General features: G+C 71.6%; 23 protein-coding genes. 9 read left to right on the top strand and 14 right to left on the bottom strand.

Annotation, left to right across the window (positions count from 1 at the left end):
- Window positions 1-67: 67 nt before the first annotated feature.
- On the bottom strand, window positions 68-2,584 hold the full coding sequence (locus ACIO3P_RS06510) for a ThuA domain-containing protein (protein WP_329827692.1): 2,517 nt from the start codon (window positions 2,582-2,584) through the stop codon (window positions 68-70).
- Between the two features lie 230 nt (window positions 2,585-2,814).
- Here ACIO3P_RS06510 and ACIO3P_RS06505 point away from each other — a divergent pair, with 230 nt between their 5' ends.
- From ACIO3P_RS06505 to ACIO3P_RS06495, 3 genes are all read left to right on the top strand, one after another.
- Window positions 2,815-3,855 carry a multicopper oxidase domain-containing protein gene (locus ACIO3P_RS06505; protein WP_401848859.1) on the top strand — a complete coding sequence of 347 codons (1,041 nt, stop codon included), beginning with the start codon at window positions 2,815-2,817 and terminating at the stop codon, window positions 3,853-3,855.
- A 130-nt stretch (window positions 3,856-3,985) separates the two neighbouring features.
- Window positions 3,986-4,783, top strand: a complete 798-nt coding sequence (locus tag ACIO3P_RS06500) for a VOC family protein (protein WP_329827691.1) — start codon at window positions 3,986-3,988, stop codon at window positions 4,781-4,783.
- 74 nt (window positions 4,784-4,857) lie between these two features.
- Window positions 4,858-5,115, top strand: coding sequence for a WhiB family transcriptional regulator (locus ACIO3P_RS06495; protein WP_329827690.1), 258 nt, complete (start codon window positions 4,858-4,860; stop codon window positions 5,113-5,115).
- Between the two features lie 88 nt (window positions 5,116-5,203).
- On the opposite strand, the gene ACIO3P_RS06490 is transcribed toward ACIO3P_RS06495, so the two are convergent.
- The 5 genes from ACIO3P_RS06490 to ACIO3P_RS06470 form a co-directional block, all read right to left on the bottom strand.
- Window positions 5,204-6,127, bottom strand: coding sequence for a chitosanase (locus ACIO3P_RS06490; RefSeq protein WP_329827689.1), 924 nt, complete (start codon window positions 6,125-6,127; stop codon window positions 5,204-5,206).
- Window positions 6,128-6,255: 128 nt separating this feature from the next.
- A complete protein-coding gene (locus ACIO3P_RS06485) occupies window positions 6,256-7,230 on the bottom strand; it encodes an acyl-ACP desaturase (protein ID WP_329827688.1) in 975 nt (324 codons plus the stop codon).
- A gap of 266 nt (window positions 7,231-7,496) precedes the next feature.
- Window positions 7,497-8,273, bottom strand: coding sequence for a dimethylargininase (gene ddaH, locus ACIO3P_RS06480; RefSeq protein ID WP_329827687.1), 777 nt, complete (start codon window positions 8,271-8,273; stop codon window positions 7,497-7,499).
- Between the two features lie 127 nt (window positions 8,274-8,400).
- Window positions 8,401-10,038: an ABC-F family ATP-binding cassette domain-containing protein gene (locus tag ACIO3P_RS06475; RefSeq protein ID WP_401848764.1), complete on the bottom strand. Its 1,638-nt coding sequence runs from the start codon at window positions 10,036-10,038 to the stop codon at window positions 8,401-8,403.
- Window positions 10,039-10,347: 309 nt separating this feature from the next.
- Window positions 10,348-10,764 carry an SsgA family sporulation/cell division regulator gene (locus ACIO3P_RS06470; RefSeq protein WP_329828118.1) on the bottom strand — a complete coding sequence of 139 codons (417 nt, stop codon included), beginning with the start codon at window positions 10,762-10,764 and terminating at the stop codon, window positions 10,348-10,350.
- Between the two features lie 258 nt (window positions 10,765-11,022).
- Between ACIO3P_RS06470 and ACIO3P_RS06465 the strand changes: the two genes are divergently transcribed.
- The gene (locus ACIO3P_RS06465; RefSeq protein WP_401786207.1) at window positions 11,023-12,147 is read left to right on the top strand and encodes a WD40/YVTN/BNR-like repeat-containing protein; all 1,125 of its coding nucleotides are present in this window, start codon (window positions 11,023-11,025) and stop codon (window positions 12,145-12,147) included.
- An 84-nt stretch (window positions 12,148-12,231) separates the two neighbouring features.
- On the opposite strand, the gene ACIO3P_RS06460 is transcribed toward ACIO3P_RS06465, so the two are convergent.
- Window positions 12,232-12,528, bottom strand: coding sequence for a YciI family protein (locus ACIO3P_RS06460; RefSeq protein WP_401848766.1), 297 nt, complete (start codon window positions 12,526-12,528; stop codon window positions 12,232-12,234).
- Window positions 12,529-12,574: 46 nt separating this feature from the next.
- Here ACIO3P_RS06460 and ACIO3P_RS06455 point away from each other — a divergent pair, with 46 nt between their 5' ends.
- The 5 genes from ACIO3P_RS06455 to ACIO3P_RS06435 all read left to right on the top strand — a co-directional run bounded on the left by ACIO3P_RS06455 (window position 12,575) and on the right by ACIO3P_RS06435 (window position 18,564).
- Entirely contained in the window at window positions 12,575-13,306 is a 732-nt protein-coding gene (locus ACIO3P_RS06455; protein ID WP_401848768.1) for an endonuclease V, read from the top strand.
- Window positions 13,307-13,416: 110 nt separating this feature from the next.
- Window positions 13,417-13,587, top strand: coding sequence for a morphogenic membrane protein MmpA (gene mmpA, locus ACIO3P_RS06450; protein WP_401848770.1), 171 nt, complete (start codon window positions 13,417-13,419; stop codon window positions 13,585-13,587).
- Window positions 13,588-13,800: 213 nt separating this feature from the next.
- Entirely contained in the window at window positions 13,801-14,964 is a 1,164-nt protein-coding gene (locus tag ACIO3P_RS06445) for a CaiB/BaiF CoA transferase family protein (RefSeq protein ID WP_401848772.1), read from the top strand.
- A gap of 72 nt (window positions 14,965-15,036) precedes the next feature.
- A complete protein-coding gene (locus ACIO3P_RS06440) occupies window positions 15,037-16,251 on the top strand; it encodes an acetyl-CoA C-acetyltransferase (protein ID WP_401786218.1) in 1,215 nt (404 codons plus the stop codon).
- 93 nt (window positions 16,252-16,344) lie between these two features.
- Complete coding sequence (locus ACIO3P_RS06435) at window positions 16,345-18,564, top strand: 3-hydroxyacyl-CoA dehydrogenase NAD-binding domain-containing protein (protein WP_401848774.1); 2,220 nt, start codon at window positions 16,345-16,347, stop codon at window positions 18,562-18,564.
- Between the two features lie 91 nt (window positions 18,565-18,655).
- On the opposite strand, the gene ACIO3P_RS06430 is transcribed toward ACIO3P_RS06435, so the two are convergent.
- From ACIO3P_RS06430 to ACIO3P_RS06400, 7 genes are all read right to left on the bottom strand, one after another.
- Window positions 18,656-19,315, bottom strand: a complete 660-nt coding sequence (locus ACIO3P_RS06430) for a TetR/AcrR family transcriptional regulator (protein ID WP_329827680.1) — start codon at window positions 19,313-19,315, stop codon at window positions 18,656-18,658.
- A 92-nt stretch (window positions 19,316-19,407) separates the two neighbouring features.
- A complete protein-coding gene (locus ACIO3P_RS06425; protein WP_329827679.1) occupies window positions 19,408-20,277 on the bottom strand; it encodes a shikimate dehydrogenase in 870 nt (289 codons plus the stop codon).
- Window positions 20,274-20,744, bottom strand: a complete 471-nt coding sequence (gene aroQ / locus ACIO3P_RS06420) for a type II 3-dehydroquinate dehydratase (protein ID WP_329827678.1) — start codon at window positions 20,742-20,744, stop codon at window positions 20,274-20,276. Before aroQ ends, ACIO3P_RS06425 begins: the two co-directional genes overlap by 4 nt.
- Before the next feature lie 30 nt (window positions 20,745-20,774).
- Window positions 20,775-22,148: an MFS transporter gene (locus ACIO3P_RS06415; protein ID WP_401848776.1), complete on the bottom strand. Its 1,374-nt coding sequence runs from the start codon at window positions 22,146-22,148 to the stop codon at window positions 20,775-20,777.
- 279 nt (window positions 22,149-22,427) lie between these two features.
- Entirely contained in the window at window positions 22,428-23,825 is a 1,398-nt protein-coding gene (locus ACIO3P_RS06410) for a GH1 family beta-glucosidase (RefSeq protein ID WP_329827676.1), read from the bottom strand.
- A 148-nt stretch (window positions 23,826-23,973) separates the two neighbouring features.
- Window positions 23,974-24,885: a carbohydrate ABC transporter permease gene (locus ACIO3P_RS06405; RefSeq protein ID WP_401848777.1), complete on the bottom strand. Its 912-nt coding sequence runs from the start codon at window positions 24,883-24,885 to the stop codon at window positions 23,974-23,976.
- Window positions 24,882-25,850: a sugar ABC transporter permease gene (locus ACIO3P_RS06400; RefSeq protein WP_329827674.1), complete on the bottom strand. Its 969-nt coding sequence runs from the start codon at window positions 25,848-25,850 to the stop codon at window positions 24,882-24,884. The genes ACIO3P_RS06405 and ACIO3P_RS06400 overlap by 4 nt, the downstream gene beginning before the upstream one ends.
- Window positions 25,851-25,911: the final 61 nt, after the last annotated feature.

Here is a 25,911-nt window from a genome sequence, read left to right as displayed (position 1 = left end):
GCCGTCCACAGGCGCGGCGACCGGTGTGCCCAGGGGCGGCGCCCCGGCCGGTGTCTCAACTCGCGTCTCACTGCGCCGCCTTCCGTGCGAGGTCACCGGCGGCCGGGGTCGGCTCGCCGCCCTTGTAGGTCACGCGCCACAGCGCGGACTGGGAGTCCGAGGTGAAGAAGCCGCGCCCGTAGTCCAGGACGTAGAGCGAGCCGTCCGGGGCGAACTTCCAGTCCATCAGGTTGCGGATGCCGCCCTGACCGACCGGGATGATCTTCTTCAGGGACTCGGCGTGCACCGGCAGCCCGCCCTTGCCCCCGGTCTTCGGATCGGTCACCACCGCGTGGCGCGGGCTGTCCGCCGCGTCGTAGAAGTCACCGACGAACCACTTGCCGTCCCAGTACTCCGGCCACTTCGCGGCGCTCGCGCTCTGCGCGTCGTACCGGTAGACCGGTCCGTTCATGGTCGCCTGGCCGCCGCCCTTGAGCCACGGGAGCAGGTACGTGGACTCGCTCTGCTTGTAGCTGGGCACACCGTTCGCGTCCCGCGGGAAGTCGGGGGCGCCGCCCTGCGGCGAGTACCAGATGGTGTTGCCGGTGACGGGCGGCAGATTCACCAGACCGTCGTTGTTGGGGGACTCGTTCTTCGGGGCGGCGCAGTTGTACCACCCCAGCGGCTTGGACGGATCGGGCAGGTTACGGTCCCGGTAGGGCTGGTTGTTGCCCATGCAGAACGGCCAGCCGTGGTTGCCCGCCTTGGTGATCATGGAGAAGGTGTCGTACTTCGCCGGACCCCAGGTGGTGCTCGGCGCACCGGCGTCAGGACCGACCCAGCCCGCGTACAGCGTGTCGGTCTTCCGGTCGACGGAGATCCGGGACGGGTTGCGCACGCCCATCACATAGATCTCGCCACGGGTCTTGCCACCGCCCTCGGCCTCCTCCTTGCCGGTGAAGAGGTTCCCCTCGGGCAGGGTGTACGTGCCGTCCGGCTCCGGGTGGATGCGCAGGATCTTGCCGTTGAGGTTGTTGGTGTTGCCGGCGGTGCGGCGCGCGTCCGCGAAGGAGACGCCCTTGTACGCGGGCTGCGGGTTGTTGCCGGAGTAACCGTCGCTGAAACCGGAGGAGTTGTTGTCGCCGGTCGCGATGTAGAGGTTCCCCTTGGAGTCCCAGGCCAGCCCGCCGCCGGCGTGGCAGCAACTGTGCACCTGTACCGGCCACTTCAGCAGGACCTTCTCGGAGGCGAGGTCCAGCTTGTTCGTCGTACGGTCCAGGGTGAAGCGCGAGACGCGCCGCTCGGCGATCTGGGTGTCGCGGTTGAGCTGCGAGTGCGGTGTGTAGTGCAGGTACACCCAGCCGTTGGTCTCGAAGGCGGGGTCCAGCTCGATCCCGAGCAGCCCCTCCTCGACCTTGATCAGCTCGTCGCCGCCGCCCTTGTTGCCGAAGACGGTGAGGGAGCCCGCGAGCGTCACCTTCTTCGTCTTCGGGTCGTAGAGGTGGATCTGCCCCTGGCCCTTGCCGATGTCCGGGTTGTTCCAGTCGGTGACCACCGGGGCCGCGTTGTCACCGCCGCCGCGGCCGATGTACAGCACGCGCCCGTCGGGTGCGACGACCATGCCGTGCGGCTCGCCGATCTGGTCCTGCTGGCCGGCCTGGTTGGGCTGGGTGACGCGCTCGGCCGCGTAGTTGGAGTCGATCGTCGCCTTGCAGTCGGCGCGGGAGATCCGCGTCGTCCAGTTGAGGGCGCCGCGCAGGTGGTCGCGGAAGTCCGTCTCGGCGTACGACTCGGCCGTACCGCCCATGCCGGTGTAGAAGGACCGGCCGCCGGCGTAGTCACGGCACCAGGAGACCGGGTGGTCGGCTCCGTTGGCGCCGGTCGCCGGCTTGAAGCTGGCCTCCCTGACCCGGGCGACCGTGTGTACCTTGCCGCTGGGGTTCGTCGACCAGTTGAACCACTTGTCGGGCCGCTTCCACTCCAGCGGAAGGTTCTTGGTGGCGGGATTCAGCCGGTCGCCGATCTCGACGGTCGCGCGCTGGACGCTGCTCGGGGCGCCCGTCGGCCGGGCCCCGATCAGCCCCGTGAACCAGTCGGAGTACGGCTCGGTGCGGGCTGCCTCATGGATCCCGAGGAAGCCGCCGCCCGCGTTCATGAACGCTTCGAGGCCCGCCTCCTGTTCGGGGTCGAGCACATCGCCGCCGCCGGTGAGGAAGACGACGGCGTTGTACTTGCCGAGCTTGGTGGCGTTGGTGAAGACGGAGGGGTCGTCCGTGGCCACGGTCCTGAACCGTTCGGCGGCGGGACCCGTCAGGCCGATCGTCTCGATGGCCTCGATACCGGCGTTGACGACCGGCGACTCCTCGGTGGCCGAGGCGTGGAAGACGAGCACCCTCACGTTCTCGCCGCCGGGCGGCGACGGAAGGGACAACGTTGTCAGCTCCGGCTCGGGATACGGCCTGGCCGTAGCGGCGTTGGAGCCGAGCAGCGACGCCGCCAGGGCGCCTGCCGCCAGGGCCGCGGCCACGCCGCGTCTCGATCTCCTCGACCTCTTCGGACTCGTGGCTCTCGGGAATCTCGACCGGTGATGCGGTGCAGGCTGCATGTGTTCACCCACCCCTCTCTGGTCACAGTCTTCGGACACGGTCTTGCGGGCACAGCAACAGCGCCTGAAACTAGACCTCTTTCGTCGGCGCGCCAATAGGTACGACCGCAATCCCACCAACTTTGTCCTGAGTGTGGATAAACAAAGTTCCCTGGACTACCGTGTGGCCGTCTCCGGGGTCTCATGCGCCCCGCAAACGTCCGTACGGCACAGGGGAGTTCACGATGGCCATGGACCGAAGGAGCTTCAACCGACGCCTGCTGGCGGGGAGCGCGGTCGCCGCGACCGGGGCGACCTCCCTGTCGGTCGCCGCCGCGTCGGCCCCCTCCGCCACGGCGGCGGACACCCCGCCCAGAACCGCTCCGGCGGGCGGCCAGGTGCGCCGTATCAGCATGTACGCCGAGACCCTGCCCAACGGCCAGATGGGGTACGGCTTCGAGAAGGGCAAGGCCACCATCCCGGGGCCGCTGATCGAGCTGAACGAGGGCGACACCCTCCACATCGACTTCGAGAACACCACCGACGTCGCGGTCAGCCTCCACGCGCACGGTGTGGACTACGACATCGCCAACGACGGCACCCGGATGAGCAAGAGCCATGTCGAGCCCGGCGGCACCCGTACGTACACCTGGCGCACCCACACCCCGGGCACGCGCAAGGACGGCACCTGGCAGCCGGGCAGTGCGGGCTACTGGCACTACCACGACCATGTCGTGGGCACGGACCACGGCACGGGCGGCATCCGCAAGGGGCTGTACGGTCCCGTCGTGGTCCGCAGGAAGGGCGACATCCTGCCGGACAAGCAGTTCACGATCGTCTTCAACGACATGACGATCAACAACAAGCCCGGCGCGGAGAGCCCCAACTTCGAGGCCACCGTGGGTGATCGCGTCGAGATCATCATGATCACGCACGGCGAGTTCTACCACACGTTCCATGTCCACGGGCACCGCTGGGCGGACAACAGAACGGGCCTGCTCACCGGCCCCGACGACCCCAGCCGGGTGATCGACAACAAGATCACGGGACCGGCGGACTCCTTCGGCTTCCAGATCATCGCGGGCGAACGCGGGGGCGCGGGCGCCTGGATGTACCACTGCCATGTCCAGAGCCACTCCGACATGGGCATGGCCGGCCTGCTGCTGGTCGCCAAGCCCGACGGCACGATCCCCGGGTACGAGCCGCACCACCCGGCGGCCTCCGGCGGTACGAAGGCGGACGGCGCGGCGAAGGCGGACGGCGACGCCAAGGCGGACCACGCGGGCCACTGACCCCCGCCCGCGGGCATCGGCGCGCGCCCCCGCCCGCGCGCCTCGCCCGCGCCCCGTCCAGGAGGCGGGCAGGTCACCGTGGAGGGAGACTCGGAAGGAGAGCACGGGACCTCACGAAGGAGCGCGCGCCATGCTCACCTCCCCCTATGTCAACGGCTCCCCGGTCTGGGTCGATCTCGGCACCCCGGACATCGACGGCGCCACCGCCTTCTACCGAGGGCTCTTCGGCTGGGAATTCAGGCCCGCGGGACCCGACACGGGCGGCTACGGGATGTTCCAGCTCGGTGACAGGACCGCGGCGGGCGGAATGCCCATGACCGCCGAGCAGGGCCCGCCGTCCTGGTCGCTGTACTTCCGTACGTCCGACGCCGACGCCACCGCCAAGTCCGTGCAGGGCAACGGCGGTTCCGTCGTGGTCGGACCCATGGACGTCATGGACATCGGCAGGATGGCCGTCCTCACGGACCCGGGCGGCGCCGCCTTCTCGATCTGGCAGCCCGGCACCAATGAGGGCCTGGACGTCGTCAACGAGCCGGGCAGTCTCTGCTGGGCCGAGCTGTACACCGCCGACGAGCCCGCCGCGTACGCCTTCTACCAGGCCGTCTTCGGCTGGGAGTCCTCCGCCATGCCACTGCCCGACGGGAGCGGCACGTACCGCATGGTCCATCCGGCCGGACAGGGCCCGGACGGCATGTTCGGCGGGTTCGTGACGCTCGGCTCGGATCCGAGCGAGTCGGGCGGCGCGCCGCACTGGCAACTGTACTTCGCGGTCACCGAATGCGACGCTACGGTGACGGCGGGCCGAGGGCTCGGCGCCACGGTGCGTGTGGCACCGACCGACATCGAGGGTGTCGGACGGTTCGCCAAGCTGGCCGACCCCTCCGGGGCGCGGTTCGCGATCCTCCAGGGCGTGGCCCGGGACGCCTGACAACAGGCCCTGTCCATCAGGTCGTTGATGGTTCGTCCATCATTCGTTTATCGCGGACGGGCAACCTGTGCGGCATGCCGATCAACATCATCACCAGCACCACCACGACCGACGAACTCTCCTGGCAGGAGAGCGCGTTGTGCGCCCAGACCGGGCCCGAGTTCTTCTTCCCCGCCCCCGGCTCCTCCACCCGCGAGGCCAAGCGGCTGTGCGGTGCCTGCGAGGGGCGGGTGGCCTGCCTCCAGTACGCCCTCAACCACGACGAGCGGTTCGGGGTCTGGGGCGGGCTCTCCGAGAAGGAGCGGCAGAACCTCCGGCGCCAGAGCCGCTGAGCGCGTCCCGTGCACCCCTGCGGACTCCGGCGCCTCACCCCGGGCCGGCCGTCGTCCCCGGGCCGGTCGCCGTCCCCGGGCCGGTCGCTCACACCGCGTCGATGTGGAATGCCTCTCCGTACACCTGCCAGCGCAGCGGCAGCCGCAGATCCATGTTGCCGTCGCGCAGGAAGACCCGCTGCGCGGTGTCGATACGGGAGGAGTCGCGCTGCGCCGTGAGGGGCTTCGTCTTGATCACGGCCTTGCTCGCGTCGAGGAAGGTGCCGAGGTACGCCTTCTCGTCGCCGCCCTCGGCCGCCGTCTTCGCCTTCTTCATGGCCGCCTGCCGGATGCCGTAGAAGCCCTGCGCGTCGAGCCCCGGGCCGTGCAGGACCATCGCGTCGTAGTAGACGAACTGGCCGAGCGTGCCGAGGCCGTCCATCTTGGCCAGCCGGACGGCCGGGTCGAAGTACAGCGTGTCCCGGGTCCTGTCCTGCGCGAGGCGGAAGTCCCGGGACTCCGCGGCCTCGGCCCAGGCGTCCCGGAAGCCGGGGTCCAGGCCCTCGTGCGAGTCGGTGCCGTCCACCGCGCGCAGGGCGGGGAGATAGGGCGCGAGCGGGTTGTCCGGGTGGGACTTCGTGTACGACTCCACGAGCTGCAGCATGTCGTTGGTGCCGGAGCAGAAGCCGATGATCCCGGCCGTGTAACCGTTGCCGTCGCCGAGGTCCTCGATGGCACCGTACTGGCCGCGCCAGTCGAGTGTGGAGTTCTCCGCGCTGGCCACGAGCCGCGCGGCGATCTCCTTCTGCGCGGGAGCGGCGAGGCCGGGCGGCAGCTTCTCGATCCGCTCCGCCAGCTCCTTGCGCTCGTCCGGGTCGCCGGACAGCAGGGGATCGGGGGTGCCGCTCTGCCCGGGATACTCCGGTGGATGGTCGGCGAGCACCCCCGAGTCGCCGTCGCCGCCGCCGAAGAGGACGACGGCGGCGACCAGAACGGGAGCGCCTATGAGGAAGAGGCGCGTAACAGGCTTCATCCGGCACAGCGTACGGCGCACCGGCGCGCGGCCCACACCGTACGCCCCCTTGCGCGCCGCGCGCCCCCTCGTCGTACCTGCGCGCCCTGGTGCCTGCCGCGCGCTGTCCTGCCGGGCCTGCCGGGCTGTCAGCCTGCCGCGCGCGCCGCCATCCGGGCCTTGCGGGCGGCGAGCTTCGCGTCGAACTTGCTCGCCTCGCTGTCCAGACCGCCCATGTACAGGCCCAGTTCCTCCTGGGCCTTCAGACCCTCGGGGCCGAGACCGCCTATGTCCATGACCTTCAGGAAGCGCAGCACCGGCTGGAGCACGTCGTCGTGGTGGATGCGCATGTTGTAGATCTCGCCGATGGCCATCTGCGCGGCGGCGCGCTCGAAGCCGGGCATGCCGTGTCCGGGCATCCGGAACTGCACGACCACGTCGCGCACGGCCTGCATCGTCAGGTCCGGGGCGATCTCGAAGGCGGCGCCCAGCAGGTTCCGGTAGAAGACCATGTGCAGGTTCTCGTCGGTGGCGATGCGCGCCAGCATCCGGTCACAGACCGGATCGCCCGACTGGTGGCCGGTGTTGCGGTGCGAGACGCGGGTCGCCAGCTCCTGGAAGGCGACGTACGCGACGGAGTGCAGCATCGAGTGGCGGTTGTCGGACTCGAAGCCCTCCGCCATGTGCGCCATCCGGAACTGCTCCAGCTTGTCCGGGTCGACGGCGCGCGAGGCGAGCAGGTAGTCGCGCATCACGATGCCGTGCCGGCCCTCCTCCGCGGTCCAGCGGTGCACCCAGGTGCCCCAGGCGCCGTCGCGGCCGAAGAGGCTGGCGATCTCGTGGTGGTAGCTGGGGAGGTTGTCCTCGGTCAGCAGATTGACCACGAGCGCGATCTTGCCGATGTCGGTGACCTTCGACTGCGCCGGCTCCCACGCCTCGCCGTCCTCGAAGAGGCCGGGGAAGTTGCGGGCGTCGGAAAAGGGCACGTACTCGTGCGGCATCCAGTCCTTGGCGACCTTGAGATGGCGGTTGAGTTCCTTCTCCACCACCTCTTCCAGCGCGTACAGCAGTCGGGCGTCGGTCCACGCGTCCGAACTGCCGAGGTGGGGAGAGGTGATCGACACGGGTGCTCCAGGGGGACGGGAGTTGTTTACCTACGGGTTCGTAGGTTACGACACCGTAGGTTAAGGCCCGAGTAAGTGAGAGGCCAAGCCCGGACCCCGGATCACCGCACGATCACCTCAGGTCGCACACGCGGCACGCTGTCGCCATCGGGGGTTGAGGTGCAGGTCAGCCATGGTTCTCCGGTCCCGCGCGGGGGCCGCGCCGACTCCCGTACGGGACCGCGAAGACTCGTACGTGAGTTCGTATGCGACCCCGCTCGTGTCCGTCAGACGTACAGCTCCCGCAGCCGCACCGAGAGGCAGGTCACACACCCTTCGAGCTTCTCGAACTCGCTGATGTCGACCGGCACCGGCTCATGGCCGAGATCCGACAGCAGCTCGGCGGTCCGCGGCGCGCTCGCCGCGATGAGCAGTTTCCCGCCGCCGAGCAGCACGACATGCGAGCCCGGCTCCTCCGGTACGGAGAGCCGGCGCGGGAAGAGCGACCAGGCGTCCAGCAGCGGCTCGAAGCCGATGGCGGTGGCGTCGGGCAGCGCCGTCACCGCGGACTTGAGATGCAGCACCTTGGTGACGGGTACGGCCACCACCCGCGCCCCGAGCGGTTCGAAGACCGCGCGGAGCTGCCGCACCCCCGCCGCGTTCGTCCGGCCGCCCAGCCCCACGTAGATCGTGTCGCCGGTCCTCAGCACATCGCCGCCCTCAAGGGTGCCGGGCTCCCGGATCCGGTTGACCGAGCAGCCGAGCCGGACCAGCTCCTCCTCCACCGCGGCGGTCTCGGGACGGCGAGAGAGGGCGCCGGGGCGGCAGATCAGCGCGACATTGCGGAACATCACGACGGTGTCCTCGACGAACACCCCGTCCGGGCAGTCGTCGGCCGGGTCCACCTCGACGGTCTCCCAGCCGTGCGCGCGCAGCGTCGCACCGTACCGCTCCCACTGCTCGACCGCGAGCGCGGTGTCGACCGGGGTCCGTTCGAGGTGGGTGACCAGCCCCTCGGCGAGGCGTGGGCTCGGGCGTCGGATCAGGGCTTTCCTGCTGGGCACGATCGTCACTCCATTTCGTCCTGGTCGGGTGGCCGGCCGGGTGGTACGGGACCGGCCGCCCGCCCATCATCACCCGTGCCCGGTCAGCCTGTGCCCGGTCCGCTTGTGCCCGTTCACCCGTGCCCGTTCACCCGTGCCCGAAGGCCCGTACCTCCTCCGCGTCGGCGTCCCTGAGCTCACCGTCGAGCCGCAGCCAGCGGGTGATCCCGATCGACTCCAGGAACGGCACGTCGTGGCTCGCCACGATCAGCGCGCCCTCGTACGACTCCAGCGCGGCGGCGAGCCGGCGGACGGACGCCATGTCCAGGTTGTTCGTCGGCTCGTCGAGCAGCAGCAGCCGCGGCGCCGGTTCCGCGAGCAGCAGCGCGGCGAGCGAGGCCCGGAACCGCTCACCGCCGGAGAGGGTCCCGGCCGGCTGGTCGGCCCGCGCGCCCCGGAAGAGGAAGCGTGCCAGCCGGGACCTGATCTGGTTGTTGGTCGCGGCGGGCGCGAAGCGGGCGACGTTCTCCGCCACGGTGAGCGCGTCGTCCAGCACATCGAGCCGCTGCGGCAGGAAGCGCAGCGGCACATGGACCAGCGCCTCGCCGGACTCCGGCGCCAACTCCCCGGCGACGGTGCGCAGAAGCGTCGTCTTGCCCGCTCCGTTCCGGCCGACCAGCGCGATCCGCTCGGGGCCGTGGATCGCGTACTCGCCGCTGACCTCGGCCCCGTACCGCAGCCGCAGATCGCGCAGGGTCAGCACGCCGCGCCCGGGATGGACGACGGTGTGCGGCAGTTCGATACGGACCTCGTCGTCGTCCCGTACCGCCTCCACCGCCTCGTCCAGCCGCTCCTGCGCCTCGGCGAGCCGCTCCGTGTGCAGAATGCGGTGCTTGCCCGCGGACTCCTGGGCCGCCTGCTTGCGCCCGTTCATGACGATCTTCGGCTCGCGCTTGGTGTCCGACATCTTCTGCCCGAACCGCTTGCGCCGGGCCAACTTCATCTGTGCTTCCGACAGTTCACGCTTCTGACGCTGCACATCGGCCTCCGCGGCCCGCACCATGCGGGCCGCCGCCTGCTGCTCCTGGGCGAGCGCCTCCTCGTACGCGGAGAAGGCGCCGCCGTACCAGCGGACCTCGCCGTCCCGCAGATCGGCGATCTGGTCGACGCGCTCCAGGAGTTCGCGGTCGTGGCTGACCGCGACCAGGACACCGGACCAGGACCCGACGGCGTCGTACAGCCGCCGCCGGGCGGGCAGATCGAGGTTGTTGGTCGGCTCGTCCAGCAGCAGGACCGCGGGGCGGGCGAGCAGCAGCGCGGCCAGGCCGAGCAGCACGCACTCGCCGCCCGACATCTCGCCGACCGTCCGGTCGAGACCGAGCCGGCCGAGGCCGAGTTGGTCGAGGGTGGCGTGGGCCCGCTCCTCCACGTCCCAGTCGTCACCGACGGCGGTGAAGTGCTCCTCGCTCGCGTCGCCCGCCTCGATGGCGTGCAGCGCGGCGCGGGTCGCGGCGATACCGAGGGCCTCGTCCACCCGCAGCGCGGTGGCGAGGGTCACGGTCTGGGGGAGGTGTCCGACTTCGCCGGCGATCCTGATCCGGCCCGCTGTCGGGGCGAGTTCGCCCGCGAGCAGCTTCAACAGGGTTGATTTTCCTGAACCGTTGAGGCCGATGAGCCCGGTCCTGCCGGGGCCGATCGCGAGCTGGAAGTCGTCGAACACCTCCGTCCCGTCCGGCCAGGCGAACGAGAGGGCGGTACAGGTGAGATGGGCGGGAGCGGCGGACATACACGTCTCCGGTTGCTGCGAAGGTTCAAGGGGGCAGGGCAACGGATGGAGACACCGCGAGAAGGAGGGAAGTCCAGGTCGAGGGGACGGCTCGGCAGCCGAGGTCACACACGAGGCGGACAGCCGGAAGGAACCACGGCTGTGCGGCACGGTGTCTCAGGACCTCAGATGCGCAACGGTCCACTCCGATCGACGACAACAGGACCACGGGACACGGTACGGAGCCGCCCGGCGGCGGTCAAAGGAATTAAGCCTGTGCGGGCGTGCGGGCAGGGGATGGGAGAGCAGGGCAGGGGAGGGCGGACCCCGTCAGCGTGCGTCGCGCAGCAGTTCGGTCAGGTCGTGGTCCAGGTCGAGATAGAGGTGCTCGCGGCCGGCCGGTACCAGGCCCTGCGAGCGCTCCAGGAAACGCCGCAGCTCCGAGGTGCGCAGATGCACCATCGCGGTGCCCTCGGGCGCGTGGAACTCCAGGACCGTACGGCCGTAGCCGAAGGGCCGTACCCGTACGTCGCCGACGCCCACGGGCTCGGTCATCCCCGTCGCCAGCAGCTCACGGGAGAACTCCCAGGTGACCTCGGTGCCTTCGAGCGTCGCCGGGGGCGGGAACTCCATCCGTACGGCGAAGGGATCGGCCCGGTCGTAACAGAGCGTCGCGGGGACGGTCTCCATCCGGGGAGTGGGCGAGACCAGCCGGGCCTGCACGGCCTGTTCGATGACGGGCGACATGGCCTGCTCCCCTTCGTCGGATCCGGACTGCGCCGGGCTCATCCGTACGGGTTCGGTACGGACGTCGCACCGCTTCGTACGGGAGAGGGACCGGGTGCGGCCCCCTCCTACAGGGAAAGACGGTGGAGCAGCCCAATACGTGCGCCGAATCAGGAGTGAGCTGTGTCACCGTGCGGTGATCTGTATCACACTCTCGCGGTGGAGGGCGACCGGGCGCCCTCTGGACGGGCCCCGGCCGGTGGGTTAGCTTCCACCGCCATGAGGTCCATGGGGAAGACGCGACGCGCGTTGAGGACGGCGTTCGCCTGCGCGGTGAGCGGAGCGGCGCTGGTCACGGCCCTGGCCGCACCGGCGCGGGCCGGTACGGAGCCGCACGGCGCGGAGCGGGGGCGGGGCCCGGCAGGGTACGGCACGCCAGGCTGGCGCCTCACCGACACCGGCACCGACGCGCGCTTCCGCGGCCTGGCGGCCGTCGGGCGGAACGCCGCCTGGGCCGCGGGCTCCGGCGGTACGGTGCTGCGCACGGCGGACGCGGGACGCACCTGGCGTGACGTCTCCCCGGCGGGGGCGGCCGGGCTGGAGTTCCGGGACATCGAGGCGTTCGACGCGCGGCGGGCCGTGGCGCTGGCCATCGGCGAGGGCGAGGCGTCCCGGATCTTCCGCACGGAGGACGGCGGCGCCCACTGGACGGAGACCTTCCGCAACCCCGAACCCCGGGCCTTCTACGACTGCATGACCTTCTTCGACCGGCGCCACGGACTCGCGGTGAGCGACCCGGTCGACGGCAGGTACCGCATCCTGTCGACGGGCGACGGCGGCGCGACCTGGCGGGTGCTGCCCGACACCGGGATGCCCGCCGCGCTGCCGGGCGAGGCGGCCTTCGCTGCGAGCGGCCAGTGCCTGGTCAGCTCGGGGCCGAAGGACGTCTGGCTGGCCACGGGAGGCGCCGCCGAGGCCCGTGTCCTGCACTCCGCGGACCGCGGGCTCACCTGGACCGTCGCGGGGTCGACGCTCCCGGCGGGCGACCCGGCGCGCGGCGTCTTCGCGCTCGCCTTCCGCGACCGGCACCACGGTCTGGCGGTCGGCGGCGACTACCGCGCCGGTCAGCCGTCCGAGCGGGCCGCCGCCGTGACCGGCGACGGCGGCCGGAACTGGCGCCGGGCGGCCACCCCGCCGCCCGCCTACCGCTCGGGCGTCGCCTGGCTGGCGCCCGGCGGCGGCGCCGCGCTCGCGGTCGGCCCGACCGGGACGGATCTGACCACCGACGGGGGCCGCACCTGGCGGACGGTCGACCCGGGTTCGTACGACACGGTCGACTGCGCCCCCGACCGGGGCTGCTGGGCGGCGGGCGAACAGGGCCGCGTGGCGCGCCTGTCGCCCTGACCGGCGCGGGCCCCGCCGCTCACCGGGCCCCGCCGCCCACGCGGACCGCGCCGCTCAGGGGCGCCGTACCGCGGACTCCGGGCCCTACGCCTGCTCCTCGCGGTACGGGGCCAGCCCCGGCGCGGTCTTCGTCGCCGTGAACTCGGTGATCCGGTACGTACAGACGTCACCGGTCACGAAGGGGTCGGTCGCCACCAGCCGCTCGATCGCGGCCCGGTCGTCCCCGACCGCCAGGATCACCCCGCCGTCGCGCGGGACCTTGCGGCCGGAGGCGATGAAGACGCCCGTCGCGTACGCGGCGTCCAGCCAGGCGACATGCGCGCCGAGGAGCGGCTCGACGCGTTCGACGGGGGCGCTGTAGGTCAATTCCAGTACGAACATGATCGCCAGGGTAGTCACCGTGACCGCCGCATAGGCTGTGGCCATCATGGAGACGATCAGGACACCCGCCGACGAGGCCGAGGCCCGCGCCGTCCAGGACGAACTGCGCGGGCGTGTCGTGCTCGGCGAAGCCGGTCCGCCGCCCGGAACGGGGCTGGTGACCGGCGTGGACGTGGCCTACGACGACGAGCGGGACATCGTCGCCGCCGCGGCCGTCGTCCTCGACGCCGCCACCCTCGCCGTGGTCGACGAGGCCACCGCCGTCGGCCGTGTCGCCTTCCCGTACGTCCCCGGACTGCTCGCCTTCCGGGAGATCCCGACCGTGCTCGCCGCCCTCGGCGCGCTCACCGCCGGACCGGGACTGATCGTCTGCGACGGTTACGGCCGGGCCCACCCCCGCCGCTTCGGGCTCGCCTCCCACCTCGGCGTGGTCACCGGGCACCCGGTGATCGGCGTGGCGAAGAACCCGTTCACGTTCTCGTACGCGCAGCCCGGCGCCCGGCGCGGCGACTCCTCGCCGCTCCTCGCCGACGACGGCGAGGAGGTCGGCCGCGCGCTGCGCACCCGGGAGGGCGTGAAGCCGGTGTTCGTCTCGGTGGGCCACCGCGTCGACCTCGCCACCGCCTGTGCGCACACCCTGCGGCTGGCCCCCGACTACCGGCTGCCGGAGACCACCCGGCGGGCCGACGCGCTCTGCCGCGAGGCCCTGCGCGAGGCGGTCGCGCGGGAGGCCGGCGGGAGCACGGCGGACGCGGGAAACCGAGCACGCGGAAACTGAGCACGCGGGAAACCGAGCGCGCGGAAACTGAGCACGCGGGAAACCGAGCACGCGGAAACTGAGTACGCGTACGGATACCGTCGCCCGCTCGCGGTCGACAGGATCTGATCATGACAAACAGCCGAACCGCGCTCAGGACGCCCCACGCCCCCGCCCGTACCTCCTCCGCCCCGTCCCCCGCGCGCGGCAGGTCGGCCGTGCTGCTGGTGGCCACGGTCGTCGGGGTGATCTGGCTCGGCTCGATGATCTACACCATCGCCGACTGGGCAGCCGGTCTCTAGGTCCTGTCCGCCACGCGGCCCGTCCGCCGCCCCCGTGGCCGGGAGCGGTGCCTCGCGCCGCACCGGCTTGGCCGAACACCCGGTGTACGGCATAGGCTCGGCACAGGGCTAAGCGCTTGCTCTGCCCCCCTCCGCGCAGGGCCCTGCGCGGAGCGGACGTGTTCTCGGCATCACCGGGTGTCTCCTCGGTGACGCCTCACCACTGGGGGTCGGATGACAGGGACGACGGACGGTCCGCTGACCGGCGTACGCGTGGTCGAGCTGGCCGGGATCGGGCCGGGCCCCTTCGCCGCGATGACACTGGCCGACCTCGGCGCGGACGTCGTACGGATCGACCGGCCCGGTGGCGCGGGGCTCGGTATCGACCCGGCGTACGACCTCACCAACCGCAACAAGCGGTCCGTGCTGATCGACCTCAAGGCCGAGGACGGCGCCGCCCGCGTCCTCGATCTGGTCGAGCGCGCCGACATCCTCGTCGAGGGGTACCGCCCCGGCGTCGCCGAGCGCCTGGGCATCGGCCCGAAGGAGTGCCTCGGCCGCAATCCCCAGCTGGTGTACGGCCGGATGACCGGCTGGGGCCAGGAGGGGCCGCTCGCCGACCGGGCGGGGCACGACATCGGCTACATCGCCGTCACCGGCGCCCTGTCCATGATCGGCAAGGCCGAGGAGGCGCCCGCGCTCCCCGCGAACCTGCTCGGGGACTACGCGGGCGGCGCGCTCTACCTGGTCATCGGCGTCCTCGCGGCGCTCCAGCACGCCCGTACCCCGGACGGCGCGGGACAGGTCGTGGACGCGGCGATCGTGGACGGAACCGCCCATCTGACCACCATGATCCACGCCATGATGGGCGCGGGCGGCTGGCAGGACCGGCGCGGCGCGAACCTGCTGGACGGCGGCAGCCCCTTCTACGGCTCGTACGAGACCTCCGACGGCGCGTACATGGCGGTCGGCGCGCTGGAGAAGCGCTTCTACAACGAGTTCATCGACCTGCTCGGGCTCTCCGGGGAGGTCCCCGACCGCCGGGACTTCGCGCGCTGGGACGAGCTGCGGGCCGCCGTGGCCGCCCGGTTCAGGACACGGACGCGCGAGGAGTGGACCGCCGTCTTCGCCGGCTCCGACGCCTGTGTGGCCCCCGTACTCTCGCTGCGCGAGGCGCCCGACCACCCCCACCTCGCGGCCCGTGGCACCTTCACCGACCACGCGGGGCTCCGCCAGCCCGCCCCGGCGCCCCGCTTCTCCGCCACCCCGGGGTCGGTGCGCCGCCCGCCCGCGCGGCCGGGGGCGGACGCCGCCGAGGTCGCCCGCGACTGGGACCTGCCCGACCCGTCCGACCCGTCCGACCTGCCGGAACGGCCGGGCGGGCACGAACCGGCCTGATCCGGCAGGACCAGGCCCGGTCCGCCGGACGGGCCCCGCCCCTCGCACTCCCCGCAACGGAAGGCAGCCGCCGTGAGTACCGAAGCGTTCGTCTACGAAGCGATCCGCACCCCGCGCGGTCGCGGCAAGGCCGACGGGGCCCTGCACGGCACCAAGCCCATCGACCTCGTCGTCGGCCTCATCCACGAGCTGCGCCGCCGGCTGCCCGGACTTGACCCGGCAGCCGTCGACGACATCGTCCTCGGCGTGGTGAGCCCGCTCGGCGACCAGGGCTCGGACATCGCCCGTATCGCGGCCCTCGCCGCCGGACTGCCCGACACGGTCGCCGGGGTCCAGGAGAACCGCTTCTGCGCCTCCGGCCTCGAAGCCGTCAACCTGGCCGCCGCCAAGATCCGCTCCGGCTGGGAGGACCTGGTCCTCGCGGGCGGCGTCGAGTCGATGTCCCGCGTGCCGATGGGCTCCGACGGCGGCGCCTGGGCGATGGACCCGATGACCAGCTTCGCCACCGGTTTCGTGCCCCAGGGCGTCAGCGCCGACCTGATCGCCACCCTCGGCGGCTACAGCAGGCGCGACGTGGACGAGTTCGCCGCACTCTCCCAGGAGCGGGCCGCCGCCGCCTGGAAGGAGGGCCGCTTCGCCCGTTCCGTCGTCCCCGTACGCGACCGCAACGGGCTCACCGTCCTCGACCGTGACGAGCACCCGCGCCCCGGCACCACCGCAGACTCGCTCGCCGCGCTGAAGCCGTCCTTCGCGGGCATCGGCGAGCAGGGTGGCTTCGACGCCGTCGTCCTGCAGAAGTACCACCGGGTCGAGCGGATCGACCACGTCCACCACGCGGGCAACTCGTCCGGCATCGTGGACGGCGCGGCCCTCGTCGCCATCGGCTCGGCGGAGACGGGGGAGCGGTACGGGCTCACGCCGCGCGCCCGGATCGTCTCCGCGGCGGTCTCCGGGTCCGAGCCGACCATCATGCTGACCGGACCGGCCCCCGCCACCCGCAAGGCCCTCGCCAAGGCCGGACTGACCATCGACGACATCGACCTGGTCGAGATCAACGAGGCATTCGCCGCCGTCGTCCTGCGCTTCGTCGACGAGATGGGGCTCTCCCTCGACAAGGTCAACGTCAACGGCGGCGCCATCGCGCTCGGCCATCCCCTCGGCGCCACCGGCGCGATGATCCTCGGCACCCTCGTCGACGAACTGGAGCGCAGGGACCAGCGGTACGGCCTCGCCACGCTGTGCGTCGGCGGGGGCATGGGTGTCGCCACCGTCGTCGAGCGTCTCTGACCGCCCGTCCCTTCTCTCCCGCTACGGATCTCTCCCGCCAGGGATCCCTCCCCCCTACGGATCTCTCCCGCTACGGAGCAACGGAGCAGCAGCATGAGCGAGCCCACCACCGCCCCTCCGCACCCCACGCCCGCCTCGAACCCCGCGCCGGCCGCCATCCGCTGGGAGCGGGACGCGAGCGGCGTCGTCACCCTTGTCCTGGACGACCCCGACCAGTCCGCGAACACCATGAACCAGGCGTTCAGGGACTCCGTCACGGCCGTCGCCGACCGCGCCGAGGCGGAGCGCGACACCATCCGCGGCATCATCGTGACCTCCGCCAAGAAGACGTTCTTCGCGGGCGGCGACCTCAAGGACATGATGGAGCTGGGCCCCGGCGACGCCCGGCGGGTCTTCGAGAGCGGCATGGCCGTCAAGCACGCCCTGCGCCGGATCGAGACCCTCGGCAAACCGGTGGTCGCCGCCATCAACGGCGCGGCGCTGGGCGGCGGTTACGAGATCGCCCTCGCCTGCCACCACCGCATCGCCCTCGACGCCCCCGGATCCCGGATCGGGCTGCCCGAGGTCACCCTCGGACTGCTGCCGGGGAGCGGCGGGGTCACCCGTACCGTACGGCTGATGGGCCTCGCCGACGCCCTGCTCAAGGTGCTCCTCCAGGGCACCCGGTACTCCCCGCGCCGCGCCCTGGAAAGCGGCCTGATCCATGAGGTCGCCACCACCACCGAGGAGATGCTGGCGCGGGCGCACGCCTTCATCGACGCACACCCCGAGTCCCACCAGCCCTGGGACGTCAAGGGGTACCGGATCCCCGGCGGCACGCCGTCCAGCCCGGGTCTCGCCGTCCAACTCCCCGCTTTCCCCGCCACCTTGAAGAAGCAGCTCGCCGGCGCCCCCTACCCGGCGCCGCGCAACATCCTCGCGGCGGCCGTCGAGGGCGCGCAGGTCGACTTCGGGACCGCGCAGACGATCGAGGCGCGCTACTTCACCGAACTGGTCACCGGACAGACCGCCAAGAACATGATCCAGGCGTTCTTCTTCGACCTCCAGGCCGTCAACTCCGGGGCGAGCAGGCCCCGGGGCATCGCACCGCGCGAGGTCCGCAAGGTCGCCGTGGTCGGCGCCGGGATGATGGGCGCGGGCATCGCCTACGCGTGCGCGCGTGCGGGGCTCGACGTCGTCCTCAAGGACGTTTCCGCCGAAGCCGCCGCCCGGGGCAAGGCGTACGCGGAGAAGCTGCTCGCCAAGGCGCTCGCCCGGGGCCGTACCACCGAGGCGGACCGCGACGCGCTGCTCGTCCGGATCACCCCCACCGCCGACCCGGCGCGCCTGGCCGGCTGTGACGCCGTGATCGAGGCGGTGTTCGAGGACACGGCGCTCAAGCACCGGGTGTTCCAGGAGATCCAGGGGATCGTCGAACCCGACGCGCTGCTCTGCTCCAACACCTCCACCCTGCCCATCACCGGGCTCGCCGAGGGAGTGTCGCGCCCGGCCGACTTCATCGGACTGCACTTCTTCTCGCCGGCCGACAAGATGCCGCTGGTCGAGATCGTCAGAGGGGAGCGGACCGGCGACGAGGCCCTCGCCCGCGCCTTCGACCTGGTGCGCCGTATCAAGAAGACCCCGATCGTCGTCAACGACTCGCGCGGCTTCTTCACCTCCCGGGTCATCGGGCACTTCCTCAACGAGGGCGTCGCGATGATCGGCGAGGGGCTGGAGCCCGCCTCCGTCGAACAGGCCGCCGCGCAGGCGGGCTACCCGGCCAAGGTGCTCGCCCTGATGGACGAGTTGACGCTCACCCTGCCCCGCAGGATCCGCGAGGAGACGCGGCGCGCGGTCGAGGAGTCCGGGGGGAACTGGACCGGACACCCCGCGGACGCGGTCGTGGACCGGATGGTGGACGAGTTCGGGCGCACGGGTCGCGCGGGCGGCGCGGGCTTCTACGAGTACGGCGAGGACGGCGCGCGCCTGCGGCTCTGGCCGGGGCTGCGGCAGCACTTCGGCACGGGCGACACCGACGTCCCGCTGCGCGACATGGAGGAGCGGATGCTCTTCGCCGAGGCGCTGGAGTCCGTCCGCTGCCTGGACGAGAACGTCCTGACCTCGGTCGCCGACGCCAACATCGGCTCCGTCCTGGGCATCGGCTTCCCGGGCTGGACCGGGGGCGTGCTCCAGTACATCAACGGGTACGAGGGCGGCCTGCCCGGCTTCGTGGCGCGCGCCCGCGAGCTGGCGGAGCTGTACGGCGAGCGGTTCGCGCCGCCGGCGGCGCTGGTCGCGAAGGCGGAGAAGGGTGAGACGTTCAGCGACACGTAGCGGGCCGCGCGAGCCGGGCCGGGCCGTGAACGAGCCGGGCCGTGAAGGCCCGGCCGTCGGGCGTCCGGCGTGGGCCGTCGGACGCCGGGGGTCACACCTCGGCCGTCAGATAGGCGATGACCATGTCGCCCAGCATGGTGCGGTAGTGCTCGCGCCGGTCCGGGGCGGTCAGGTCACGGCCGAAGAGGGTGCCGAAGGTGTGCCGGTTGGCGACCCGGAAGAAGCAGAACGAGCTGATCATCGCGTGCAGGTCGAGGGCGTCGACATCGGCGGTGAAGACCCCCTTCGCCCGGCCCTCCCGAAGGATGCGGCGGATGACGTCGATGGCGGGGGAGTTGAGCGAGCCGAGCGTGGCCGAGGCCCTGATGTGCTCGGCCTCGTGGATGTTCTCGATGCTGACCAGCCGGATGAAGTCCGGATGCGCCTCGTGGTGGTCGAAGGTGACCTCGGCGAGCCGCCTGATCGCGGACTCCGGGTCGAGATGCTCGACGTCGATGCCCTGCTCGATCGCGCGGATCACCCCGTACGCCCGCTCCAGGACGGTCGTGAAGAGCCGCTCCTTGCTGCCGAAGTAGTAGTAGATCATCCGCTTGGTGGTGTGGATGTGCGCCGCTATCTCGTCCACCCGGGCGCCCGCGAAGCCGACCCGGGCGAACTCCCGCGTCGCCGCGTCGAGGATCTCCTCGCGGGTCCGTGCCGCGTCCCGGGTCCGTGCGACGGGCGGGGGCGGCGGGGGGACGGCGGCTGCCATACGGCTCCTCGTGGCGTCGGGCCCGCGTCGGGCACGGTGCCCCCCAGTCTACCGAGACGCCCGTGCGCCGCCGGGGACCGTACCGGCCCGCCCTACCCGGTGGGGGCCCCGACGAGGTCGGCGAGATCGTCGAGCATCCGCTCCGTGTGCGGCTCCCGTCCCGTGAAGAGCCGGAAGGCGTCGGCCGCCTGGAAGACGGCCATGGCGCCGCCGTCCAGCGTCGGGCAGCCGATCTCCCGGGCCAGCCGCAGCAGTTCGGTGTCGAGCGGCCGGTAGACGACCTCCGCCACCCACATTCCGGGACGGAGCAGCCCGGCGGGCAGCGGCAGCCCCGGGTGTCCGGCCATGCCGGTGGGCGTGGCGTGGACGAGACCATCGGCGTCGGCGAGGCGCGCGGCGAGCCACGGCAGCGCGACGGCGCTCGCCCGCCCGGCGCCGAAGCGGCGGTTCAGCGCGTCGGCGAGCACGGTGGCCCGGACCGGGTCGGTGTCCGCCAGGGAGAGCCGGTCCACGCCGAGGGTGAGCAGGGCGTGCGCGACGGCGGCGCCCGCCCCGCCCGCCCCGAGCTGCACGACCCGCCGGGTGGCGACGCCGGGCAGGCCCCGGGCGAAGGACCGGGCGAAGCCGGTGACGTCCGTGTTGTGACCGGTCGCCCGGCCGTCGCGCAGGACGACGGTGTTGACCGCGCCGAGCGCCGCGGCGGCCGGATCCACCTCGTCCAGGTGCTCGATCACCAACTGCTTGCAGGGATGGGTGATGTTGAGCCCGTCGAAGCCCAGCGAGCGCGCCGCCCGCACCAGTTCACCGACCGCCTCGGGCCCGACCCCCAACGCGTCGATGTCGATGGTGCGGTAGAGCAGGCGCAGACCGTGCCGGTCGGCCTCCCGCTCGTGCAGCGCGGGGCTGAGCGAGGGGCCGATGCCCGCGCCGATCAGACCGGTGAGGTACGAGGTCCCGGTCATCGGGCGGCCTCCACCAGGTGGGCCAGGTGGGCGAGTCCCAGCGCGTAGCCGTGCGCCCCGGCCCCGCAGATCACGGTGTCGGCGACGGCCGAGACGTACGAGTGGTGCCGGAACGCCTCGCGCCGGTGGATGTTGGACAGATGCACCTCCACGACCGGCAGGTCCACGGCGGCGAGCGCGTCGCGCAGCGCCACCGAGGTGTGGCTGTAGCCGGCCGGGTTGATCAGGATCCCGCGGTGCGCGGTACGCGCCTCCTGCACGGCGTCGATGAGCACGCCCTCGTGGTTGCTCTGCCGGAAGTCGACCCGTAGGCCGTGTCCGGCCGCGGTGGTGCGGCACAGCGCCTCGATGTCGGCGAGCGTGTCCGTGCCGTACACCGCGGGCTCCCGCAGGCCGAGCAGATTGAGATTGGGACCGTTGAGGACGAGTACGGAGTGCTCCGGAGTCCGGTCGGACGAATGCGGCATCGTGTTCTTTCTTCCGGTGGGGGAGGGGGGTCAGGCATTGACCGACGTGGTGGCCTGTGGCTGCTCCGGGGCTGTCTCCCGCGGGGCGCCGAGTTCGGTGGTGGGCACCTTGAACGTCTCCCGGCCGGTCACGACCGCGAGCGAGCTGAGGGCGCAGAAGACCGCCGTGAAGATCGCGACACCGGCCCAGTTGTCCCCGTCGGGCCCCGCGATCCGCGCCGCGAAGCTGACGGCGAACCCGGCGACGGCGAAGCCGATCTGCGTACCGATCGCCATGCCCGAGAGCCGGACCCGGGTGGAGAACATCTCCCCGTACAGGGAGGGCCAGATCCCGTTGGCCGCGCTGTAGACCACACCGAAGAACGCGATACCGGCGAGGAGCACCAGCGGGTAGGAGCCGGTGGAGATCGCCCACAGATAGACGAAGATCATCACACCGGAGCCGAGCGAACCGATGAGGAAGACGGGCTTGCGGCCGATCCGGTCCGAGAGCCTCGCCCAGAGCGGGATGGCCAGCAGGGCCACGGCGTTGGCGGCGACACCGACCCAGAGCATGGCCGTCTTGTCCATACCGACGGCGTCGCTGGTCGCGTACGACAGCGCCCAGACGGTGAAGATGGTGGAGACGGTCGCGATCGTCGCCGCGGCGATCACACGCAGCACGTCCGCCCAGTGGTGGCGCAGGAGATGGACCAGCGGCAGTTCGGCCGGCGCCCGGCCCGCGGACTCCCGCTGGAAGACGGGGGTCTCCTCCAGGTTGCGCCGGATGAGATAGCCGGCCACCGCGACGAAGGCGCTCAGCAGGAACGGGATCCGCCATCCCCAGGTGTAGAGCTGGTCGTCGGGGAGAGCGGCGACCGGGATGAAGATCAGAGTGGCGAGGATCTGGCCGGCCTGCGTCCCGTTCAGGGTGAAGCTGGAGTAGTACCCGCGCCGGTCCTCCGGTGCGTGTTCCAGTGTCATCGAGCTGGCGCCGGCCTGCTCACCCGCGGCCGAGATCCCCTGGAGCATGCGCATCAGGACCAGCAGGACGGGGGCGGCGGCCCCGATCTGGTCGTACGTGGGCAGACACCCGATGAGGAACGTGGAGACGCCCATCAGGATCAGCGTCAGGACCATGACCCGGCGCCGGCCCACCCGGTCGCCGATGTGCCCGAGGAACAGCGCGCCGAGCGGCCGGGTCGCGTACGCCACGCCGAAGGTGCCGAGCGAGATCAGCGTCGCGGTCGCGGGGTGGTCGGGGTTGAAGAAGACCTTGGGGAAGATCAGGGCCGCGGCGCTGCCGTAGATGAAGAAGTCGTAGTACTCCAGCGCGCTGCCGATCCAGGCGGCCACGGCCGCCTTGCGGGGCTTGCCCTGCGGCGTCGGGGACGGTTGCGAGGCGTCGAGCGAGTGAGCGGACACGCGTGCTCCTCTGCGGGAGGGATCGGGCGGGGGCGAGGGATGGGACGGGGGGATGGGACGGGGGAGAAAGGACGGGTGGTCCGGCGCGCTAATTAACGCACTAGGTAGTTAATTACGTTGCCGAGGATCCTGGGACCGGCGTCCGTAACTGTCAAGACATCGCGCGGAAACTCCCCGCCGCCGCACACGCCCCGCACCCCCGGAAACGCGCTCACCCCCCGGACGGGTGGGTCCGGGGGGTGAGCGCGATGGGGCCGGAGAGGCTCAGGAGGGGGAGGCTCAGCCGATGCCGCCGCGCCCGATGACCTGCGCGTACCAGCGCGCGCTGTCCTTGACCGTACGGCGCTGTGTCGCGAAGTCGACATGGACGATGCCGAAGCGCTTGCTGTAGCCGTAGGCCCACTCGAAGTTGTCCAGCAGCGACCAGAGGAAGTAGCCGCCCACCGGCGCGCCGTCCGTGATCGCCCGGTGGACCGCGCTGAGATGGGAGTGGAGGTAGGCCACGCGCTCGGGGTCGTGGACCTCGCCGGACGGGTCCGCGTAGTCGTCGTACGCCGCCCCGTTCTCGGTGACCATGAGCGGGGTGCCGGGCAGTTCGTCACGGAGCCGGGTGAGCAGTTCGTACAGCCCGTCCGCGTCGACCGGCCAGTCCATGGCCGTACGCGGCCCGGGAGCCGGTACGAAGCGGACGCGGCCCTCGGCGGCCGGCCACGGCGACGGGGTCTCCGAGGAGCCCGCGGCGACGACGGTGGGGGAGTAGTAGTTGATCCCCAGCGAGTCGATGGGCGCGGAAATGGTCTCCAGGTCGCCGTCCTGGACGAACGACCAGTCCGTCAGCCCGGCCGTGTCGGTGACCAGGTCCTCCGGCAGCCGCCCGTGGAAGACCGGGTCGAGGAAGATCCGGTTGCCCACGGCGTCGATCCTGCGCACCGCGTCGAGGTCGGCCGGTGTGTCGGTGAGCGGCCGCAGCGCGTGCAGGTTGAGCGTCAGCGAGATCTCGGCCTTGCGCGGCAGTGTGTCGCGCAGCGCCCGGACGCCCAGGCCGTGGGCCAGGTTCAGGTGGTGCGCGGCGCGCAGCGCGGCGACCGGATCCGTACGCCCGGGGGCGTGCACCCCGGAGGCGTAGCCCAGGAAGGCCGCGCACCACGGCTCGTTGAGCGTGGTCCAGGTGGAGACGCGGTCGCCGAGCGCCTCGCCGACGAGGCGCGCGTACTCCGCGAACCGCCCGGCCGTGTCCCGCTGCGGCCAGCCGCCCGCGTCCTCCAGCTCCTGCGGCAGATCCCAGTGGTAGAGCGTGGCGACGGGCCTGATGTCCGCCGCCAGCAGGGCGTCGGTCAGCCGCCGGTAGAAGTCGAGGCCGCGCTGGACGGCGGGGCCGCGCCCGGTGGGCTGGACGCGCGGCCAGGACACCGAGAAGCGGTAGTCGGTGACGCCCAGCTCCTTGAGCAGTGCGACGTCCTCGTCCATCCGGTGGTAGTGGTCGGCGGCGATGTCACCGGTGTCGCCGTTGCGGACCCGGCCGGGCGTCCGGCTGAAGGTGTCCCAGATGGACGGGGTACGGCCGTCCTCGGTGGCGGCGCCCTCGATCTGGTACGCGGCGGTGGCCGTACCCCACCGGAAGCCGGCGGGGAAGCGGGCCTCCACGGCGGTCTGAGGGCGAGCGTCGACAGCGGTCATGAAGAAGGGCTCCCGTGAGTGAGCGACGGAACGGTGGGGGTTCGGGTGGTGCGGTGGGGGGATACGGGTGGTGGTGCGGGGCGGCGGTCCCGGCGGGTGCGGGTACGGATGCGGGTACGGATGCGGATGCCGGGGTGCCGGGCGGGGCTCAGCCCTTGACGGCGCCCTGCATGATGCCGCCGACGATCTGACGGCCCAGCAGACCGAAGACCAGCAGCACCGGCAGGGTGCCGAGCAGGGTGCCCGCCATGATCACGGACTGGTCGTGCACATAGCCGCCGCCGAGCTGGCGCAGCGCCACCTGGACGGTCGGGTTCTGCGAGGAGAGCGCGATGATCGGCCAGAAGAAGTCGTTCCACGCGGCCATGAAGGTCAGCATCCCGAGCACGGCCATCCCCGGCCTGGCGATCGGCACCACGACCGACCAGAAGATCCGCGCGGTGGACGCGCCGTCGACGCGGGCGGCCTCGATCAGCTCGTCGGGCAGCGACTGCACCAGGTACTGCCGCATGAAGAACACACCGAACGCGGAGACCAGTCCGGGCAGGATGACGGCCTGGAGTTGGTTCACCCACTGGAGCTCGGCGATCAGCATGAACAGCGGGATCACCCCGAGCTGCGGCGGGATCATCATCGTGCCGATGGTGACGGCGAGCAGCACACCACGGCCGCGGAAGCGCAGCTTGGCGAAGGCGAACCCGGCCAGGGTGCAGCACAGCACCGTCCCCACCGTGATCGACCCGGAGACGATCAGCGAGTTGAGGAGCGCCTTGCCGATGTCGGCCTCCTCCAGCACCGCCTGGAAGTTGTTGATGAGATGGGGGCCGGGCAGCAGGGTCGGCGGCACCTTCGCCAGATCGGCGTTGGAGCGGCTGGCCGCGACGATCGTCCAGTAGAACGGGAACGCGGAGAAGAGCAGCGCGACCGTCAGGATCGTGTACGAGAGCCATCCGCCGTGCATGGTGCGCCCGGCGCGGCTCCGGCGCCGTACCGGAGCGGGCCGCGGCTCCTTCCCGGCGGGCGGGGACGGTGGGGTCGGCGGCGCGGTGAGTGTGGTCATCGGCCGGCCTCCTTACGCGAACGGCGGCGCGCGACCAGGGCGTTGATGCCGACGAGGATCAGGATGAGCAGGAACATCACCCAGGCGATCGCGGCGGCCCGGCCGAGGTGGAAGAAGCCCCAGCCCTGCTCGTACAGGTAGAGGCCGAGCGTCTGGTACTGGTGCGAGATGCCGCCCGAGATGGACCCCTCGAAGAGCAGTGGCTCACCGAAGAGCTGGGTGGCCCCGATGGTCGAGACGACGACCGTGAAGACGATCGTGGGGCGCAGTCCCGGCAGGGTGATGTGGATGAACTGCCGCCAGCGCGAGGCCCCGTCGACCTCGGCGGCCTCGTACAGCTCGCCCGGGATCGACTGCATGCCCGCCAGATAGATCAGCGCGTTGTACCCGGTCCAGCGCCAGATCACGATGGTCGACACGGCGATCTGCGAGGCGACGGTGCCGGTCTGCCAGTCCACCGGGGAGACACCGACCAGCCCCAGCACGTAGTTGACCAGACCGAAGTCGCGGCCGAAGAGCTGGGCGAAGACCAGGGTCGCGGCGGCCACGGATGTCGCGTACGGCAGCAGCATCGCCGTACGGATGAAGGTCCGCCCGCGAAGCTTGTAGTTGAGGAGATGGGCCAGTCCCAGCGCCATCACGAGCTGCGGCACGGTGGAGAGCACACCGATGGTGAAGGTGTTGCGCAGCGCGGTCCAGAAGTACGCGTCGGTGAAGATCGCCGTGTAGTTGCCGAGGCCGCGCCACTCCATGTCGCCCGGCGTCTGCAACTCCACCCGGTAGAGCGAGACATACGCCGTGTAGAGCAGCGGGAAGAGCCCGAAGGCGGCGAACAGGGTGAAGAACGGGGCGAGATAGGCGTACGGCGAGAACGCGCGCCAGGAGCGGCGCAGGGCGGACGCCCGGGACGCCGGAGGGCCCGGCGCGGGCGGGGGCGCCGCCTTCGCGGTGGCGGTGAGGGTCATGGATCGGCCTTCGCAAGCGGGGGAGAGGAGAACCGGGGTGGGGGCGGAGGACCGGTCCCGG

Source organism: Streptomyces sp. NPDC087310 (assembly GCF_044744405.1).
In the GTDB taxonomy this organism is placed as follows: Bacteria; Actinomycetota; Actinomycetes; order Streptomycetales; family Streptomycetaceae; genus Streptomyces.
Note: the sequence above shows the minus strand (reverse complement) of the source record. Positions and strands in the feature narration are given on the sequence as shown.